The 19,133-nt window shown below is 73.1% G+C and carries 14 protein-coding genes; 6 read left to right on the forward strand and 8 right to left on the reverse strand.

From position 1 onward, the window contains the following. The first annotated feature begins 81 nt into the window (after positions 1 to 81). The 3 genes from HF577_RS23890 to HF577_RS23900 are packed head-to-tail and all read left to right on the forward strand — an operon-like array spanning position 82 to position 5,290. Positions 82 to 1,065 (forward strand): cytochrome c oxidase assembly protein, encoded by a 984-nt coding sequence (locus HF577_RS23890; protein WP_169398178.1) that lies wholly within the window; start codon positions 82 to 84, stop codon positions 1,063 to 1,065. Further along, on the forward strand, positions 1,062 to 3,365 hold the full coding sequence (locus HF577_RS23895; RefSeq protein ID WP_169398179.1) for a heavy metal translocating P-type ATPase: 2,304 nt from the start codon (positions 1,062 to 1,064) through the stop codon (positions 3,363 to 3,365). The genes HF577_RS23890 and HF577_RS23895 overlap by 4 nt, the downstream gene beginning before the upstream one ends. Beyond that, complete coding sequence (locus HF577_RS23900) at positions 3,362 to 5,290, forward strand: cytochrome c oxidase assembly protein (RefSeq protein ID WP_169398180.1); 1,929 nt, start codon at positions 3,362 to 3,364, stop codon at positions 5,288 to 5,290. Before HF577_RS23895 ends, HF577_RS23900 begins: the two co-directional genes overlap by 4 nt. 4 nt (positions 5,291 to 5,294) lie before the next feature. Here the strand turns inward: HF577_RS23900 and HF577_RS23905 are convergent, their stop codons facing one another. The 8 genes from HF577_RS23905 to HF577_RS23945 all read right to left on the reverse strand — a co-directional run bounded on the left by HF577_RS23905 (position 5,295) and on the right by HF577_RS23945 (position 16,488). Then, positions 5,295 to 6,494 carry a cytochrome P450 gene (locus tag HF577_RS23905; protein WP_169398181.1) on the reverse strand — a complete coding sequence of 400 codons (1,200 nt, stop codon included), beginning with the start codon at positions 6,492 to 6,494 and terminating at the stop codon, positions 5,295 to 5,297. Between the two features lie 32 nt (positions 6,495 to 6,526). Beyond that, the gene (locus HF577_RS23910; RefSeq protein ID WP_169398182.1) at positions 6,527 to 7,492 is read right to left on the reverse strand and encodes a PDR/VanB family oxidoreductase; all 966 of its coding nucleotides are present in this window, start codon (positions 7,490 to 7,492) and stop codon (positions 6,527 to 6,529) included. Between the two features lie 167 nt (positions 7,493 to 7,659). Then, on the reverse strand, positions 7,660 to 8,652 hold the full coding sequence (locus HF577_RS23915; protein WP_169398183.1) for an LLM class flavin-dependent oxidoreductase: 993 nt from the start codon (positions 8,650 to 8,652) through the stop codon (positions 7,660 to 7,662). Between the two features lie 46 nt (positions 8,653 to 8,698). Beyond that, entirely contained in the window at positions 8,699 to 9,685 is a 987-nt protein-coding gene (gene nrfD, locus HF577_RS23920) for an NrfD/PsrC family molybdoenzyme membrane anchor subunit (protein ID WP_169398191.1), read from the reverse strand. Between the two features lie 68 nt (positions 9,686 to 9,753). After that, complete coding sequence (locus HF577_RS23925) at positions 9,754 to 10,800, reverse strand: 4Fe-4S dicluster domain-containing protein (RefSeq protein ID WP_169398184.1); 1,047 nt, start codon at positions 10,798 to 10,800, stop codon at positions 9,754 to 9,756. Continuing rightward, the gene (fdh, locus tag HF577_RS23930; protein ID WP_312859335.1) at positions 10,797 to 14,114 is read right to left on the reverse strand and encodes a formate dehydrogenase; all 3,318 of its coding nucleotides are present in this window, start codon (positions 14,112 to 14,114) and stop codon (positions 10,797 to 10,799) included. Before fdh ends, HF577_RS23925 begins: the two co-directional genes overlap by 4 nt. 387 nt (positions 14,115 to 14,501) lie before the next feature. After that, entirely contained in the window at positions 14,502 to 15,248 is a 747-nt protein-coding gene (locus tag HF577_RS23940; protein WP_169398186.1) for an MIP/aquaporin family protein, read from the reverse strand. A 136-nt stretch (positions 15,249 to 15,384) separates the two neighbouring features. Then, on the reverse strand, positions 15,385 to 16,488 hold the full coding sequence (locus HF577_RS23945) for a M28 family peptidase (RefSeq protein ID WP_312859336.1): 1,104 nt from the start codon (positions 16,486 to 16,488) through the stop codon (positions 15,385 to 15,387). A gap of 242 nt (positions 16,489 to 16,730) precedes the next feature. On the opposite strand from HF577_RS23945, the gene HF577_RS23950 reads away from it, so the two are divergent. The 3 genes from HF577_RS23950 (at position 16,731) to HF577_RS23960 (ending at position 18,618) form a co-directional block, all read left to right on the forward strand. After that, entirely contained in the window at positions 16,731 to 17,957 is a 1,227-nt protein-coding gene (locus HF577_RS23950) for a cytochrome P450 (RefSeq protein ID WP_169398187.1), read from the forward strand. 13 nt (positions 17,958 to 17,970) lie between these two features. Then, on the forward strand, positions 17,971 to 18,159 hold the full coding sequence (locus HF577_RS23955) for a ferredoxin (RefSeq protein ID WP_169398188.1): 189 nt from the start codon (positions 17,971 to 17,973) through the stop codon (positions 18,157 to 18,159). Between the two features lie 171 nt (positions 18,160 to 18,330). Then, entirely contained in the window at positions 18,331 to 18,618 is a 288-nt protein-coding gene (locus HF577_RS23960) for an NIPSNAP family protein (protein WP_169398189.1), read from the forward strand. Positions 18,619 to 19,133 lie beyond the last annotated feature (515 nt).

Raw genomic sequence — 19,133 nt, forward strand, 5'->3', positions numbered from 1 at the left:
GATGACCCCGCGGCGACGACTATGTGGGTTCGACGCGCGCGCAGCCGCGGCGCGACGGACCGGCGGAGGTGGGGCACGACCGTGATCGACAACGCGCCGAGCTGGTGGGGCGCACTCGCGTTCTGGCGGTTCTCCCCGGCTGTGGACCTGGTCCTCGTCCTCGTGACGGTCGCGTACCTGCTGCTCGCCCGCCGCCCGGGCGCCGACGGCTCACGCTGGCCCCCGCTGCGTACTACGGCGTGGCTCGGTGCCGTGGTCGTGCTGGTGGTGGCCCTCGACGGGCCGGTGGCCGTCTTCGCCGACGTGCTGTTCTGGGTGCACATGGTGCAACACCTGTTGCTGATCATGGTCGTGCCGGTGCTGCTGGTGTGGGCCCAGCCGTGGCGTCTCGTGCACGACGCAGGGGGCGCGCGGGCACGGTCGGTCGTGGACCGGGTGGTCGGCAGCAGAGCGGCCCGGTGGGGGACCGCGCCACTGTGCAGCCTCGGGCTCTACGCGGCCGTGGTGATCCTGACCCACCTCACCGGGTTCCAGCAGGTCTCCGTCACGGATCCCGCGGTCCGGGCGGCCGAGCTCGCGCTCTACCTGGTGAGCGGCTACCTGCTGTTCCTGCCGCTCGCCGGGGCGGAGCTGGTGCCGTGGTCGCCGCCGCACCTGGCCCGGTTCGCGCTGCTGGCGCTCAGCATGGGCGTGGACACCCTCACGGGGGTGGTCCTGATGCTCACCCCGCGGCCGCTGGCGCCCGCCTACGCCGCCGCGCATCCCGGATGGGGACCGACCGCGCTGGCCGACCAGGAGGCCGCCGGAGCGATCATGTGGTTCGGCGGCGACGTCCTGATGCTGGTGCTGATGGTGGCCGTCGCGGTGCGGTGGGGCACCTCCCAGGGCCAGGAGCAGGGGCTCGGCCGGTGGATCGAGGGGGTGCGGCACCGCACGCTGCTCGGGGCCGATGCCGTGCCCGCCGACGGCGCGAGCGGTGACGTCGATGCCGACGAGCGCGCGCTGCAGGCCTACAACGCAGCGCTGGCCGCGCTGCACACCCGTGACGAGGAGCATCGATCATGACCGCGGACGCCTCGCCCGGCACCGCCTCCGGCCAGGTCGCCGACCTGCGGCAGTACGAGATCCTCGTCGGCGGGATGACGTGCGCCGCCTGCGCCACCCGGGTCGAGCGCAAGCTGAACAAGCTCGACGCCGTGCAGGCCACCGTCAACTTCGCCACCGAGCGCGCCCGGGTGCAGTGTCCCGAGGACCTCGACCCGCGCACGCTGATCGAGCAGGTCGAGCGGGCCGGCTACACGGCCAGGCGGATCGACGACGTCGCCGTGGCCGACGACGGCAGCGACCACCAGCGCCGGGTCGTCGACCTGCGCAGGCGGCTCGCGGTCGCTGCGGTCCTGGCGGTGCCGATCTGCGACCTCTCGCTCGCCCTGTCGCTGTTCGGGGAGCTGCGTTTCCCCGGCTGGCAGTGGGTCCTGCTGGTGCTGGCCGCGCCCGTCGTCGGCTGGTGCGCGCTGCCGTTCCACCGCGCGGCCCTGGCGGGGGCGCGTCGCGGCGCGGCCTCGATGGACACCCTCGTCTCGGTCGGGATCCTCGCCGCCACGGCCTGGTCGCTGTGGGTCATGATCGCCGACCGGACGGTCGAACCCGGCCTGGGACAGGGCCTGTCCGTGCTGTCCGGCAGCGGCCACGCGCTCTACCTCGACGTCGCCGCGGGCGTGACGACGTTCCTGCTCGCCGGGCGCTACTTCGAGGCGCGGGCCAAGCGGTCGGCCGGATCGGCGTTGCGGGCCCTGCTGGAGGCGGCCGCCAAGGACGTCGAGGTGCTCCGCGAGGACGGCCCGCGGCGCGTCCCGGTGTCGGAGCTGGAGGTGGGGGACCGGTTCGTGGTGCGGCCGGGGGAGACCGTCGCCACCGACGCCGTCGTGACGGACGGCAGCTCCGCGCTGGACGTCAGCATGGTGACCGGCGAGCCCGTGCCGCGGGAGGTCGTGCCCGGTGACGCGGTCGCGGGCGGGGCCGTGAACTCCGGTGGACGGCTGGTGCTGCGGGCCACCCGCGTGGGGGCCGACACCCAGCTCGCCCGGATGGCGCGGCTCGTCCAGCGGGCGCAGGAGGGCAAGGCGGGCGCGCAGCGGCTGGCCGACCGGGTGGCCGGCGTGTTCGTGCCCGCGGTGCTGGTGCTCGCCGTGCTCACGCTGGTCGGCTGGCTCGTCAGCGGGCACCCGGCGGGGCAGGCCGTCACCGCCGCGGTGGCCGTGCTCGTGGTGGCGTGCCCGTGCGCGCTGGGCCTGGCCACCCCCACCGCGGTGCTGGTCGGCACCGGGCGCGGGGCCCAGCTCGGCGTGTTCATCAAGGGGCCCCGTGCCCTGGAGGCCACGCGCGCGGTGGACACCATCGTGCTCGACAAGACCGGCACCCTCACCGAGGGGCGCATGCGGCTCGCGGACGTGCGGACCGTTCCCGGCGTCGACCGCGCCCGGCTGCTCGCCATGGCCGGTGCGGTCGAGGCGGCCTCGGAGCACCCCATCGCCGCGGCGATCACCGCGGCCGCATCCGCGCAGGCCCAGCCGCTGCCCGCGGTGACCGACTTCGCCGCGCACGCCGGCCTGGGCGCCCGCGGGCTCGTCCACGGCGAGCACGTGGTGGTGGGCCGGTCGCAGCTGTTCTCCGAGCAGGGGCTACAGGTGCCGCCGGACCTGGACGCCGCCCGCGACGAGCTGGAGGCGCGCGGTGTCACGGTGGTCCTGGTCGGGTGGGGCGGCTCCGCGCAGGGGGTGCTCGCCGTGGCCGACACGGTGCGGCCCACGAGTGCCGCCGCCGTGGCCGCCCTGCGCGGGCTGGGGCTGCACCCGGTGCTGGTGACCGGCGACAACGCCCGCACCGCGGCCACCGTCGCGGCCGAGGTGGGCATCGACGAGGTCGTCGCCGAGGTGCTGCCCGAGGGCAAGGTCGACGTGGTGCGGCGGCTGCAGGAGCAGGGCCGCAGCGTCGCGGTCGTCGGCGACGGGGTCAACGACGCCGCCGCGCTCGCCGCGGCCGACCTGGGCATGGCCGTCGGGGAGGGCACCGACGCCGCGATCGAGGCGGCCGACATCGTCCTCGGCCGCGAGGACCTCCTCGTGGTCGCCGACGCCGTGGAGCTCGCGCGCCGGACCCACCGCACCATCCGCGGCAACCTCTGGTGGGCCTTCGGGTACAACACCGCCGCGCTGCCCCTGGCCGTGGTGGGCCTGCTCAGCCCGATCGTCGCGGCCGCGGCGATGGCGCTGTCCTCGGTGTTCGTGGTGACCCACAGCCTGCGGCTGCGCAGCTTCCGGCCCACCGAGGGCAGGACGGTCGATGCCGTCGGCGGGCCGGTATGACGGCGGGAGCCCGCGCCACCCCGGCCGTGGCCACCGGCGTGCTGGTGGCGGCGGCGCTGACGGGAGTGCTGGTCGCGGCGTTCGCCCCCAGCGTCGCGGTGCAGTACGGGCTGCGGGACCTGGGCCCGCTGGTGGACGCGGGACTGCCGGCGGCGCGGGTGGTGGCGGTGGGAGCGGCCGCGCTCACCGTCGGGAACCTGCTGCTCGCGGCCGTGCTGGCACCGGGCGAGCCGCACGGGCTCGTCTCGCCCGCCGGGTACTCCGGCCTGCGCGCGGCCGCCCGCTGGTCGGTCGTGCAGGCCGTGGCGTCGGCGGTGGTCACGTGGCTGCTGGTCGCGGAGAACAGCGGGGTCGGGCCCGGTGTGCTCATCGGTCGCCTCGACGTGCTCGCCGCCGGCGTCACGCAGGTGGAGCAGGCAGGCGGGTGGGCCGCCTCGACGCTCGCCGCGCTCGTCGTGGCCGGGCTCGCGGCCGTCGCGCTCTCGTGGCGCAGCGCCGTCGGGCTGCTCGTGCTGGCCGTGGCCGCGCTGCTGCCCCTCACGCTCACGGCCGCGACGAACGCCCAGCGCTCCCACGACATCGCCGGTGACGCGGTCGCCCTGCACGTCCTCGGTTCGGTGCTGTGGCTCGGCAGCACCGCCGCCGCGGCGATGCACCTGGTCCGGTACCGCCCGGGCGCCGAGGTGGTGCTGCGCCGCCATCGCGCGGTCGCGCTCGGGTCGCTCGTCGTGGTCACGGCGTCCGGCGTGGTGTCGGCCTCGTACGCGCTGCGGCTCTCGGACGTCCTCACGAGCGGGTTCGGGCTGCTCTCCGTGGCCGGTGCGGTGGCGGTGGTGGTGCTCGCCGGGACCGTCCGGAAGCTCGGGACGACGATCGGCCCGGCGGGAGCGGGGCGGCACGCGGCGCTGCGGCTCGTCGTCGTCGAGCTGCTGCTGCTCGGGGTCGCGTCCGCCACCGGCACCGCGCTGGCGCGCGTGCCGCCCCCCGGCGAGACCGACTACGAGGCCAGCCGGTTCGTCTACCTCATCGGCTACGACCTCCCGCCGCACCTCACGGCCCTCGACCTGGCGCTGCGCTGGCGTCCGGACCTCGTGTTCGGCCCGCTCGCGCTCATCGGGGCCGCCGCCTACCTCGTGGGAGTGCGCAGGCTCCGGCGTTCCGGCGGCAGCTGGCCCGCCGGCCGCACGGTGATGTGGCTCGCGGGCTGCGCCACGCTGCTCGTCGCGACCTCGTCGGGCATCGCCACGTACGCGGAGGCCGTCTTCAGCGTCCACATGGTGCAGCACATGCTGCTCGCGAGCTTCGCTCCGGTGCTGCTCGTCCTCGGTCACGGCGTGACCCTCGCCCTGCGGGTGGTCCGGCCCGGCACCGCGGCGCGTCTGGTCAGCCTGCTCGACGCCCCGGTGATCCGGTTCGTGCGCAACCCCGCCGTGGCCTGGGTGGCCGTCGCGATCACCCTGTTCGGGCTCTACCCCACCGGGCTGTACGCCGCGATCGTGCAGCAGCACTGGGCGCACCTGGCGATGGACACGGCGTTCTTCTCCACCGGCCTGGCGCTGTTCTGGCCCGTGCTCGGCCACAGCCTGCCCGGCCGAGGGCTGCCCGCGATCGGCCGCATCGTCATGGTCTTCGCCGTGATGGCGCTGCACGCGGGGTTCGGGGCGTGGCTGCTGGGCCAGGCCACGCCCGTCGCCGCAGGCTTCTACGGGGCACTGAGCCTGCCGTACGTCCCCGACCTGCTCGCCGACCAACGGCTGGGCGCGGTGCTGGCGTGGGCGCTCGGGGAGCTGCCGGTCGTGCTCGCGGTGCTCGCCCTCGTCGCGCGCTGGGCCCGCGCAGACCGCGAGCCGTCCGGGCCCGAGGACCGCACCCGCCCGCTGACCGACGACGACGAGATGGCCTACCCGAAGGTCTTACTCTCCTAGGCGGTCAGGCCGCCGTGACACGGACCGGGATGCTCGCCCAGCCCTTGAGCGTGTTGTTGAGCTTGGGAACGGGCTCGCCGTCGAGCTCGAGCCGTGCGGCCCTGCTGGCGAAGGCGCCGAGCACGACCTCGGCCTCCAACCGGGCGATCGGCTGACCGACGCACTGGTGGATGCCCATGCCGAAGGCGACGTGCCCGCCGGCGGAGCGCCGGACGTCGAACGTCTCGGCGTCGTCGCCCCAGTGGCGGCTGTCGCGGTTGGCCGAGCCGAGGAAGAGCACGACCTTCGTGTCCTTCGGGATCGGGATGCCCGCGACCACCGCGTCGGCCGCGGCGGTGCGGAAGAAGGTCTGGATCGGGGCCTCCCAGCGCAGCGCCTCGTCGAAGGCGAACTTCGCCAGCTTGGGGTCGGCGTGCAGGGCGGCCCACTGCTCCGGGTGCCGGGCCAGGGCGTACAGCGTGTTCCCCAGGCCGTACACGGTGGTGTCGAGGCCTGCCGTGAGCAGCGAGCGGACGAGCAGTGGTGCCTGCTCGTGGGTGATCTCCCCCCGGTCCGCTGCGGCCCAGACCTCGGCCCCGAGACCGTCGGGGGTGAGCTCGTCGCGCTGGCAGTGGGCGAGGATCCACTCCTGCACCGGTGCCGCCTTGGCGAGCGCGTCGGTGAGCAGCTGGTTGCGCGGGCCGAAGGCGTTGAACGCGAGCGCCCCGTAGGGCAGCAGGTTCTCCCGCCCCTGTGCCGGAAGGCCGACGGCGTCACCGAACACCCTCACCGGGAAGATCTCGGCGAGATCGGTGACGGCGTCGAAGCGGCCGCGTGCGACGAGCGTGTCGGCCAGCTCGTCGGCGGCGGCCGCGAACTCCGCGCGCAGCTTGCGGACGTTCCGGGGCGAGATCACCCCGTTCATCGCGGTGCGGACGACGGTGTGGTCGGGCGGGTCGGCTTCCAGCAGGAGGCTCGGCGGCCGCCACGGCTTCTCGCGGCCGAAGTCGCTGAGCCCGACCCCGCGGCTCGACACGAACGTCTCCCAATCCGAGAGGGTGGCCCGCACCTCAGCGTAGCGGCCCATCGCCAGCAGGTCGTAGCGCGGCAGGTGGACGACGGGGGCGGCCTCGCGCAGCCGCGCGTGGAACTCGTACGGGTCGGTGAGGATCTCGCTGCCGAAGGGGTCGTCGCCCAGCGCTGGGACGGTCTGCGACGTCGTCATCGTGGGCCTGCCGTTCCGAGGTGGTGGTGGCGTCAGAGGTCGAGCACGAGCTTCGGGCACGCCGCACGGGAGACGCAGACGAACATCGTGTCGTTGGCGGCCTTCTCCTCATCGGTGAGCAGCGAGTCACGGTGGTCCACCTGGCCGCCGAGCACGGCGGTCTCGCAGGTCCCGCAGGTGCCCTCCTGGCACGAGGAGAGGACCTGCACGCCCGCGTCCTCCACGACCTCGAGGATCGAACGGTCCGGCGGCACGGTGAGCGTCAGCCCGCTCTGGGCCAGCTCCACCTCGAACGCGCCGCTCAGCACGGGCTCGCCCTGTTCCTTGGGCGTGAACCGCTCGGTGTGCAGGGCGCCCGACGGCCAGCTCGAACAGCGTTCCTCGACGGCGTCGAGCAGGGGGCCGGGGCCGCAGCAGTAGACCAGCGTGTCCCCGGCGGGGGCACCGAGCAGGGCCTCCAGGTCCAGCAGGCCGTGCTCGTCCTGCGGGCGCAGCACCACGCGGTCGTCGCCGTGCGCGGCGCGCAGGTCGGCCACGAAGGCCATGGAGGCGGCGGTGCGGCCGCCGTAGACGAGCTGCCACTCCGCGCCCGCGGCGGTGGCGGCCTCGAGCATGGGCAGGAGTGGGGTGATCCCGATCCCGCCGGCGATGAACAGGTAGCGGTCGGCGGGCTCCAGCGGGAAGTGGTTGCGCGGGCCGCGCACCCGCACGGTCGTGCCGGGGTTGAGCTTGTCGTGGACGTACGCCGACCCCCCGCGGCCGTCGGACTCCTGCAGCACCGCGATCTGCCAGCTGCTGCGGTCGGCCGGGTCACCGCACAGCGAGTACTGCCGGGTGAGGTCCTCGGTCAGGATCAGGTCGACGTGCGCACCGGGCTCCCAGGCAGGCAGCTCCTCGCCTGCGGGATGGCGCAGCGTGAGGGCGACGACCCCGTCGGCGGCGACGCGACGATCGGCGACGAGGAGGTCGATCTCGGACTCTTCGTGCGTGCTCTTCACGGATGTGCTCCAACGATGGCGAGGGTCGTCTCCGACGATGCTGACCGGCAATGCGAGGCGGAGAGACGGCGTTTCCGCCAGCCGGAAAGGTGTTCGGTATCCGGGCTTTCCCTCACACCATTACTAGGCGGCCGACGGGCTACCCGCAGCCGGCAGTGTGGCGATCGTCATGCCGCGGCCCCGGCGGCGATCAGCTCGTACGAGCGAGTGCGGTCGTCGAGGTCGTAGATCGACGACGTGATCATCAGCTCGTCGGCGCCGTGCTCGTCCACGAGTCCTGCGAGGTGCCCGACGACCTCCTCGGGGGTGCCGCGCACCCGTGTCCGCGTCTCCGCCGAGGCGCCCGGATCCGCCTCCTTCGCCCACCGGACCGCGGCGGCCTCGGGGGAGAGCAGCGACTTCGCCCGGCCCGCCAGGAGGTCGGCGCGCAGGAGGTCGCCCGGCAGGGCCAGTGCCTGGGCCCGCTCGTCCGAGTCGGCGCAGACGGCCTGCACCGCGAGCATCACGTACGGCCGGTCCGACCAGCGGGACGGCCGGAACCCCTCCCGGTAGCAGGCGAGAGACTCGGTGGCGTTCTGCGGGCGGATGTGGTGGGCGAACGCCAGCGGCAGCCCCAGCTCCGCGGCCAACCGCGCCCCGGTCGTCGTCGACGCCAGCAGCCAGAGTGCCGGCCTGGTCTCGTACCGCGGGAGGAGGAAGACGTCGTCCCCCGAGTCGTCCTGGGCGAGATAGCCGTCCAGGGCATGCACATCCTGGGCGTACGGATCCGTGCCGTCCGTCGCGTGCTGCCGCAGGGCACGGGTGACGCGCTCGTCGGTGGTGCCCGCCCCGCCGCCGACGCCCAGGTCGATCCGCCCGGGATGGAGCGCATCGAGGGTGGCGAACTGCTCGGCCACGGCCAGCGGTGCGTGGTTGTTCAGCATCACCCCGCCGGAGCCGACCGTGATCGCGGATGTCGTGGCGGCGATCTGCCCGACGAGCACGGCAGGCGCGGCACTCGCGGCGATGTGCGTGCTGTGGTGCTCGGTCACCCAGAATCTGCGATATCCGAACTTCTCGGTCCGACGGGCCAATTCGACGGTGTTGTCCAGCGCTTCCTGGGCCGAATGTCCTTCTTGTACCGGAGTGAGGTCCAGAACGGACAGTGGAACGGAGATCATGTCGTCACGCTAACGCCGGACGGGACGCCGGTGCGGCACGAATTGCTTACTGGTTCGCGTCGTTCCGCGCGTTCTCCAGGCGTTCGCGTTGTGGCACGACGACGTACCGGGGGTCCTTCGTCGACTCCGTGCCCGCCTCGAAGACACCGAAGCGCTGCAGGGCGCTGCCGGCCAGCAGCGCGAGCCCCGACGCCGCCGCCCCGGCCCGGCTGCGGCCCGCCACGAGGACGGTGCCTGCCAGGCCCGCCACGGTGAGCAGCTCCGCCCCGCGCCGGAGCTTCCCGGCCCGGCCGTGGTGGTAGACCTCGCGGACGAGGCCCATGCGCTGCTCCATGCGTCGCGACGCGATGAGCTCGCCCGCGGCACCGACGGCGGCGAACACCCGGGCCGGCCCGGCCTCGGCCACCGGCGCGCACAGCATCCCCAGACCGCCCCCGCTCGCTGCGGCGGAACCGGCGAACACGAACGGGAGCTCGTCGCGGACCTCGTTCCAGCCGGGCACGGCGGTGTGGGACAGCAGCACCGCCGTGTAGGAGGCCACGCCGGGCGCCGTGGCAGCGGCGGACAGCCCGGCGGGGCGGGCCAGCCGGCCCAGCAGCCGGGCCGGCCCCGTGTGGCGCCGGCGCGCCGGCACCAGCTCACGCAGTGCCGCCACGCCGACGCCGGGGCCGAAGGCGCTGAGGATCCAGGTCCCGACGCTCATCGGCGAGGTCGGCTTGAGCACCCGCAGCATGTGGTGGAAGCGTTCGGGGCGGCCCAGGTCGGTGACCAGGAAGTACACGCTCGCCAGCAGGGCCGCGAACGAGCCGAGCCAACCGACCCGGCGCAGCTGCTCCCGGCCGGTCAGGTCGGCGCCGGCCGCCACCACCGCGCTGCCCGCGGCCAGGCCACCGGAGAAGAGGTAGGCGGCGATCTTCCACTCCCAGACGGGGGCCTTGAGCACGGGTCGCCCGTAGTAGGAGCGGAACTCGGCGTCGGGGACGACGGTCGGCTCGCCACCGCCGCGGCGGCGACGCCGGCGCCCCTGGAACATCTGCGCCTCCCGCCCGGTGGAGCCCTCGTCGCTGGAGCGCTCCGCGGTGACCGGGTCCCGGCCCTCACTCACCGCCGGCCTCCGATCGCGGTCGAGATGAACGCGCCGATCCCGGCGAGTGCGAACGCCGCGGCGGCCGCGCCGGCGTGCCGCCACATCGAGGGGGCGTCGCGGGTGGGGACGACCGGGTCCGGCGGCAGGCCGTAGACCTCGGGCTCGTCGAGGAGCAGGAAGAACGCCCCGTCGCCGCCCACGCCGTCATCCGGGTCGCGCCCGTAGAGCCGGGCCTCCGTCACGCCGATGTCGTGCAGCTGCGCGAGCCGGCGGTCCGCGCGTTCGCGCAGCTCGTCGAGCTCGCCGAACTGGATGGAGTCGGTGGGGCAGGCCTTGGCGCAGGCCGGCTCGAGGCCGCCCTCCAGACGGTCGTAGCAGAGCGTGCACTTCTGCGCGCGGCCGTCCTCCGGGCGCCGGTCGATGACGCCGTACGGGCAGCCCGAGACGCAGTACCCGCAGCCGTTGCAGATGTTCTGCTGCACGACCACCGTGCCGAACTCGGTGCGGAAGAGCGCCCCGGTCGGGCAGACGTCGAGACAGCCGGCGTGGGTGCAGTGCTTGCACACGTCCGACGCCATCAGCCACCGGAAGTCGGTGCGTCCCTCGGCGCCCGTGCCCTCACCGGGCCGGGAGAAGGCGGGCATCCCGAGGCTCTCGGTGTGGTTCGGGGTGTGCAGCGGGCTGGTGCCCAGCTCGGAGCCACCGCGTTCGGCCTCGCGCAGCCGGGGCCCGACGGCATCGGCCATCCCGTCCCCGCTGGTCGGGCCGGTGGGCAGCCCGGCGAAACCGGGGTCCTGGTGACCGAGCGCGCGCGGCTGCTCGATGAATGCGACGTGGCGCCACGAGTTCGCGCCGAGCATCCCGGTGTTGTCGAACGACATGCCGAGCAGGTCCAGCCCGTCCTCCGGCACCGCGTTCCACTCCTTGCACGCCACCTCGCAGGCCTTGCAGCCGATGCAGATCGAGGTGTCGGTGAAGAAGCCGACGCGGGGTGGATGGTCGGCGTGGCCCGCCTCCCCGGCGACGTCGTCCAGGGGACCGGACAGCCGGTTGGAGGTCATGACGACTCCTCGGTGTGCTGCAGGTGGGGGACCCCGGCCGCGGTGGCGATCGTGGTGCCCGTCTCGATCGTCACGCCGGCGCGGGCCCGGGTCTCGGCGAGCATCGCCGTCAGCGCCGCCCCGCGAGGGCGGTGCCCCGGACGGACGTCGCAGGTGGCGACCTTGCTCTCCTGGATGAAGACGTTCGCGTCCGTGACGACCCCCAGCAGGTCGTTCACGACGTCGCCGGTCACCAGTCCGGAGCCGCCCCAGTGGTAGGGCAGCCACACCTGGTGGACGACCTCGCCGTCGATCCGCAGCGGTGCCATCCGGTCGGTGACGACGACGCGGGCCTCCACCGCGGCCCGGCTGGTGACGACGTGGGCGTAGCCCAGGTGCGAGAGCCCCCGGATCCGGGCCAGCTCGGGGGAGACCTCGACGAACAGCTCCGGCTGCAGCTCCGCCAGGTAGGGCAGCTGCCGGCTCATCCCGCCCGCGGTGTGGTGCTCGGTGAGCCGCGCCGCCGTGAGGACGAACGGGAACACCTCGCGGTGCGCCTCGGGCGGGGACGGGTTCGACGGGTTGTCCAGGCGGCCGTAGACCTTGCGCGTCGGGTTGCCCTGCTGGCCGTAGAGCAGGTTCCGCGCGGGCGACTCGTGCGGTTCGTAGTGCGTGGGCAGCGGACCGTCGAGCATCCCGTGCGGAGCGAACAGCCACGCCTTGCCGTCCGCCTGCATGATGAACGCGTCGTCACCGCGCAGCGCGTCCGGCCCGGTCGCGTCCTCGGGCGGGACGAAGCCCGGCGGGGTCTTCTTCGGGAAGTCAGGGACGTCGTCGCCGGTCCACTCGCCCTGCTCGGCGTCCCACCAGACCAGCTTCTTGCGCTCGCTCCACGGCCGGCCCTCCGGATCGGCGGACGCCCGGTTGTAGAGCACCCGCCGGTTGGACGGCCAGGTCCAGCCCCACTCCGCGTCGTAGGGGCCCTGTTCGGCGTGCGCGACGCGGCGTGCCGCCTGGTTGACCCCGTCGGCGAACACACCGCTGTAGATCCAGCAGCCGCACGCGGTGCTGCCGTCGGCCGCCAGCTCGGTGTAGCCGCCGACCGGCTCGCCCGTGTCGGTGCGGTACCCGTTGATCCGGCGCAGCACGTCCTGCGCCGACGGCTCGGGCCACGCCCCGCCGCCCTGCACCGCGTAGCTCCAGTCGAGCTTCTGCACCGGCTCGTCGCGCGGGTCGGTGGACCCCGCCAGCCGCTCCCGGATCATGCGGCCCAGGTGGTAGAAGAACCACAGCTCCGAGCGCTGGTCGCCGACCGGCTCCACGGCCTTCTCCCGCCACTGCAGCATCCGCTGCGTCTGGGTGAAGGTGCCCTCCTTCTCCACGTGCGAGGCCGCCGGGAAGAAGAAGACCTCCGTGCGGCACATCTCGGGGACGATCTCGCCCGTCTCGACCTCGGGGGAGTCCTTCCAGAACGTGGCGCTCTCGATCATGGCGAGGTCGCGGACGACCAGCCAGTCGAGGTTGGCCATGCCGAGTCGTTGCAGCTTGCCGTGCGCGGACCCGACGGCCGGGTTCTGGCCGAGCAGGAAGTAGCCGAAGACCTTGCCGTCGACCATGTCCATGACCGTGCGGTACGTGCCGTGGTCGCCGTTGATGCGCGGCAGCCAGTCGAAGCCGTAGCCGTTGCCCTCCGTGGCGTTGTCGCCGAAGTACTCCTTGAGCAGGGACACCAGGTACGCGTCCGCGCCCGCCCAGTAGCCCTTCTGCGTGGGGCTGCGCAGGTCGTCGAGGTAGGTGGGCAGGTCCTCGTGCGAGCCCGCGGTGGGCATCGGCAGGTAGCCGGGCAGCAGGTTGAACAGCGTCGGGATGTCGGTGGAGCCCTGGATGCTGGCGTGCCCGCGCAGCGCGAACACCCCGCCCCCGGGGCGGCCGATGTTGCCCAGCAGCAGCTGGAGGATCGAGCCGGCCCGGATGTACTGGGCGCCCACGCTGTGCTGGGTCCACCCGACGCTGTAGACCAGAGCCGTGGTGCGCTCCCGGTTCGAGTTCGCCGTCCACGCCTCGCACACCTCACGGAACTGCCCCGGGAGCGTCCCGCAGATCCGCTCGACCATCTCCGGGGTGTAGCGGGAGAAGTGGCGCTTGAGGATCTGGAACACGCACCGCGGGTGCTGCAGCGTCGGGTCCTGCGCGATGTCGCCGGTCGTTCCGGAGAGCGGGGCGCCGGCCGCCCCGTGCCCCATCGGGGAGGTCCGCTCCTGGTCCATCGCCGAGTCCCCGCCACCCTCGCCGCCCTCACGCTCGGTCCGGGCCTGCTCGGCGCTCTCGTACTGCCAGAGGTCGCGCCCGTAGGTGCCGGTCTCGGCGTCGTATCCGCTGAAGAGGCCGTCGAGGTCCTCGGTGTCCTCGAAGCCCTCGGCGACGAGGAACGCCGCGTTGGTGTAGGCGCGGACGTACTCCCGGAAGTCGAGGTCGTGGGTGAGGACGTGGTTGATCACCCCACCGAGGAACGCGATGTCGGTGCCGGCCCGCAGCGGGACGAACGTGTCGGCGAGCGCGCTGGTGCGTGTGAACCGGGGGTCGATGTGGATCACGCGGGCCCCGCGCGACTTGGCCTCCACCACCCACTGGAACCCGACCGGGTGGGCCTCGGCCATGTTCGAGCCCATGATGATGATGCAGTCGGCGTTGGCGAGGTCCTGCTGGTAGTCGGTGGCGCCGCCGCGCCCGAACGAAGCCCCCAGACCGGGGACGGTGGCGGAGTGTCAAATACGCGCCTGGTTCTCGATCTGGATGGCGCCGAGCGCGGTGAAGAGCTTCTTGATGAGGTAGTTCTCCTCGTTGTCGAGCGTCGCACCACCCAGGCTCGCCATGCCCATCGTGCGGGCGAGCCGGTTGCCGTGCTCGTCGCTCTCCTGCCACCCGCGCTCGCGCGCGTCGAGCATGCGGTCGACGACCATCTCCATCGCGGTGTCCAGGTCGAGATCCGTCCACTCGGTGGCGTAGGGCGCCCGGTAGCGGACCTTCTCCTGGCGCTGCGGACCCGTGACGAGCTGCAGACTTGCCGAACCCTTCGGGCACAGCCGGCCGCGGGAGATCGGGGAGTCCGGGTCGCCCTCGATCTGGATGACCTTCTCGTCACGCACGTAGACGCGCTGGGCGCAGCCGACCGCGCAGAACGGGCAGACCGAGCCGGCGACCCGGTCGGCCGTCTCCGTGCGCGGGCGCATCGCGGTGTAGCTGGGCGACTCCGCGGCTGCACCCCGGCCCAATGGATCGGACCCGGTCAGCTGCCGGTAGACCGGCCAGCTCTCCAACCACCGCTGCACGCCCACGGCTCATCCCCGTTCTGTAGTAGCTCAGAACGACCCTAAGTCGGCGCCGCGTGGGGCGACATTCGAAGCGCGGCCACGAGCCATCGGGACGTCGTGTGCGGCGGGGATCGTCCGGGTCCGGCGCGCCCGACCGGGCGCCCCCCGGCCCTGTGACCTGCGCAGGGCGGCGAGGCGGTCGCCCCGTGCAGGTGGGGGATGAGCGGGCGCGGCGCGTCGACGAGATGCACCTCACCATCGAGACGGATCCGCGCTTCCGCCCCTGCTGGGGCGAACAGGCGAATGTCACGACGATCCCGAGGCGATCCCGAGGCGATCCCGGGCGGTCCAGAAAGCGCGCGTACCCCGGCGCGGGGCTCCTGCGGCCGCTGCCGGCTGTCGACCTGCGACCTACTCCGGTGCCCGTCCTTTCGCGAGGAACCGGTCGTAGACCACAGCGGCGGCGATACCACCGATCAGCGGGGCGACGATGTACACCCAGAGGCTGGTGAACTCGCCGGCGACCAGTGCGGGACCGAGCGCTCGTGCGGGATTGGCCGCGCCGCCGGTGACCGGCCCGGCGACCAGCACCGCAACGGCGAGGCCGGCGCCGACCGCGATCGGAGCGAGGCTTGAATGGACGCGGTCGTCGGTGGCCACGGAGACCACTACGAACACCAGCACGAAGGTCACCAGCGCCTCGACGAGCACGGCCGTACCGACACCTACGCCGGGCCCCGGGACGGTCGCGGCGAGGGCGACCTGGTCACGACCGGGAGCCCCGAACGTCGCCCACGTGGCCAGGGCACCCAGGACGGCCCCGACGAGCTGGGCGATGAGATACGCCGGTACGTAGCGCCAGGGGAACGAGCCGGTGGCGGCGAGCCCGAGCGTCACCGCGGGATTCACGTGCCCGCCGGACACGTGCCCGACGGCCGCGACCACGGCGAGCAGTGCCAGTCCGAACGCCAGCGGCGTGGCCAACGAGTCGTACGCCGGCCCGGCGACGGGGCGTTGGAGCGCCGCGGCGACCGCCACGGCGGTGCCGCCGTAGACCAGGATGAACGTTCCGACGGTCTCGGCGACCGCTGCGGCGAGCATGTTCGCGCCGATGTTGCTGCCGTAGAGCCCGGTTCTGGCGGTTGTCGTGTCGACCATGGTGTGCTCCATCGGTCGGCGCGCCGCCGTCGATCAGGAGGATCGGGCGTGGCTGACCGGTTCGAGATTCGCGGTGACTACCCGTCCCGAGCTCCGCTACACGTCACGTTCGAGGTCGGTCCTCGATGCGTCGCTCTCAGCCGATCGAGCCGCCTGAGCTGGGCCGACCGTCCGGCGACATGGCGAAGTGGGCCACCGTCCCGGCCAGGGCGCTGGTGAAGCGCTGCATCACGGTGCGGTCCAGCGCTTCCAGCCGGTCGCGCGGGGTGTGGTAGTTCGGGTCGAACTTCACGCCCGCCTTGCCTCCCCACCGCTGGGCCTGCTTCTCGGTCTTCTTCAGCGTGTCGCCTGCCATCACGCCCGCCGTCGGGATTCCGGCCTCGACGAAGGGCGCGTAGTCGGACTCGTCGTCCAGCGGCACGGTCCTGGCGACGACACCGGCGGCGGCGAGCTGCTCGACCAGGACGAGCACCACCTGTCCCGAGCCGGGCGGCCCGAACTTCTTGCGGCTCTTCCCCTCACCGCCCAGTACGAAGTAGCCGGCGTTCGGCGAGGCGACCATGTCGACGTTGACGTAGGCCAGGATGTCGTCCCGGTCGCGGCGCGTCAGCGTCTTCGCGTAGTGGATCGACCCCTTGAGGTCGTCCTCCTCTGAGCCCCAGAAGCCGAAGCGCACCGCGTTGCGCACGAGCGGGGAGCCGCCCAGCTGCGTCGCGATCTCCAGCAGCGCACTGACCCCGGAGCCGTTGTCGTTGATCCCCGGCCCCTTGCGCACCGAGTCGAGGTGCGCGCCGATCAGAACCACCCGGCCGGGGTCCCCTGTCCGGGTCTGCGCCACCACCTGACGGCACCACTTCTCACCCTCGCGCCGGCGGCGCTTCGGCAGCGGATAGGTGGGGGTGCTGACGTCGTAGCCCGCGGCGGTGAGGACCTCGACCACGTACTCCACGCTCGCGTCGTAGCCGGGGCTCGGGGAGGCGCGGTTGCCGCCGTTCTCGTCGGCGATGCGTTGCAGCGCCGCCAGGTGGGGACTCGTGCCCGCGCCCGCCGTGCCGGCCACCAGCTGCTGGTGCAGCGTCCCGTCCGATTTCCCGTCCACGGGTTCCGCGTCGAGGTCGCCGGATCGGTGCACGACCTCGAGGACGACGCGGGCGGGGGAGTCTCCGGTTTCGGACGGGGGCAGCGCGAGCACGACGCGGGCGGCCTGCCCCGCGTCGGACCTGTCGTTGTTCTCGGTCACGCCGACCTCCCGGCTCCGCGCCGCCGGTCCGGCGGCTCCGCGGCCCAGTGTGGCCCTTTCCGGTCTCGGCGGCGGCCTGATCTTCCTCGCCGGATGTCCGATTTCCTCGCGGATGTGGCGGAGGTCCGAAGATCGGCCGCGCTCGGCGCGGACGCCGTTTTCATAGATGTTTCCCAGCGCGGCTCACATCTGTTAGTTAGCGTAGCTAAAGTAGGTGGGACAGCGAGAATGAGGAGGTCGTCATGACGATCACTGCCGGGCACGCCGCGGACGCGTCGGCGGAGCCGACCTACCCGATGCCGCGAGGCTGCCCGTTCGACCCGCCTGCCGAGCTCGCGCAGCTGCGGGCCGAGAAGCCCATCAGCCGCGTACGCATCTGGGACGGCAGCTCACCCTGGCTGGTGACGCGCTACGACGACGTGCGCAGCCTGCTCGCCGACCGCCGTGTCAGCTCCGACGCCTACCGGCCCGGCTACCCGGCCCAGTCACCGGGGATCCTCGCTCGGCGCAGGAACTCGACCAGCTTCATCACGATGGACGACCCGGAGCACGCCCGGTACCGGAAGATGGTCATCAGTGACTTCACGGTGCGGCGCACCGAGTCGCTGCGCCCGCTGATCACGAAGATCGTGGACGACCTGCTCGACGAGATGGAGCGGGGCCCGCGGCCCACCGACCTCGTCGAGGCGTTCGCGCTCCCGCTGCCCTCGATGGTGATCTGCCAGATGCTCGGGGTGCCCTACAAGGACCACGACTTCTTCCAGATGCACTCCCGCGCGATCCTCGACATCACCATGGACCCGGCGGAGACCGTGCGCGCGAGCGATGAGCTGCGGGACTACCTGACGGGGCTCATGGCGGAGAAGGAGGCCGAGCCGACCGACGACATCCTGGGACGGCTCGCCCAGCGGTACGTCCTGACCGGGGAGCTCAGCCGGGACGACGCGGTGTCGATGGCCCTGCTGCTGCTCGTCGCAGGCCACGAGACCACGGCGAACATGATCGGCTTCGGCACGCTCACCCTGCTCCAGAACCCGGAGCAGGCCGCGGAGGTCCGGGACGGTGACCCCGCCGTGGTGAACCGCGCCGTGGAGGAGCTGCTGCGGCTGCTCACCGTCGTGCACACCGGACGCCGCCGCGTCGCCCTCGATGACATCGAGATCGGCGGGGTGACCATCCGCGCAGGTGAGGGGATCATCGCGGCCACCGAGTCGGCCAACCGGGACGCCGCGGCTTTCCCGGCCCCCGACGAGCTCGACATCCACCGCGAGTCGAACCACCACCTCGCGTTCGGCTTCGGCGTCCACCAGTGCCTCGGGCAGCCGCTGGCCCGGCTGGAGCTGCAGATCGCCTACCCGGCGCTGCTGCGCCGCTTCCCCGAGCTTCGGGTTGCGGTTCCGGTGGACGACATCCGCTACCGGGACAAGATGGTCGTGTACGGCGTCCAGGCGCTACCGGTGAGCTGGTGACGAGGTGAGCGACATGAAGATCACGGTCGACCGCGACCGCTGCATCGGAGCGGGCCAGTGCGTCCTCAACGCACCGGAGCTGTTCGACCAGGACGACGAGGGCACCGTGGTCGTCCTGGAGGAGCAGCCCACCCCCGACCAGGAGCCCGCGGCCCGGGCGGCGGAGCACGCGTGCCCGGCCCGCGTGATCACCCTGGTCTGACCAGCACGGCGTGATCAGCGGCCCGGGCCACCGGCCGCGTGGGGGACGGCTCGGGCTCCTGACCGCTGATCACGCTTCCGGCGTGTCGCCCCGAGGTACGAACCGTCCCGGAGCGGGGCCGGAGCAAGCGCGCCCGGCGTCCGGAGTTCGATCATCTGCATGGTCTATCGGATGCGTACGTACCGCACGACGGTGGACGGGGCGGCCGTCTTCCACGAGTTCTTCCGGATCTGGTTGCTTCCTGTCCAGCTCCGGCACGGGGCACGTCTGATCGGCCGGTGGGAGACGGAGGACGGCAGGGTCGTCGCGGTCTGGGAGTACGACGACCGCGCCGCTTACGACCGAATCCAGGCTGCGGTCGCCCGGGACCCCGACGCTCGTCGGGCGCAGGAGCATCGCCGGAGCCTGCCAGTCATGTTCACGGAGCAGGAGGAGACCTTTATGCGGTCCACGCTCTGACACCGGTCTCCGCCGCTCGCGGACCGTCCTCGCAGAGTGAGCGTGCTCCTCGCAGGGCCCCCAGCGTCTGCGAGGAACCCATGCGCTCTGCGAGGAGTGCTGGGAGGTCTCCGCCGGCCGGAGTCGAGGCCCCCGCCGGGGCGCGTGGCGGTACGTGCACGGCTTGCGCTGGGCGGCGCAGCCTCCTTCGCGCCGCCGCCGCAGAGTCCGGCGACTCGCGCGCGCAAAGTGGGCGACTCGCGGAGTGGGAAGCGTCTTCGCAGGGCGGGTGGGTTCGTCGCAGGGCCCACGACGTCTGCGAGGAACCCACCCCCTCTGCGAGGAGCGTCTGGGCGGGCAGGCGGAGCGGGGCGCGGGCGGCCCACGGAGACTGCCCGGGCGGCGGAGGCGGGGCCTTCGGCGGAGCGGACGAGCGACCGCGCACGCGAACCGGGCGACTCGCGGGCCCGAACCGGGCGACTCGCGGACCGGAACCGGGCGACTCGCGGGCGGGAACCGGGCGACTCGCGGGGGGT

It is taken from the genome of Pseudonocardia xinjiangensis (assembly GCF_012911925.1).
Classification (GTDB): Bacteria; Actinomycetota; Actinomycetes; order Mycobacteriales; family Pseudonocardiaceae; genus Pseudonocardia; species Pseudonocardia xinjiangensis.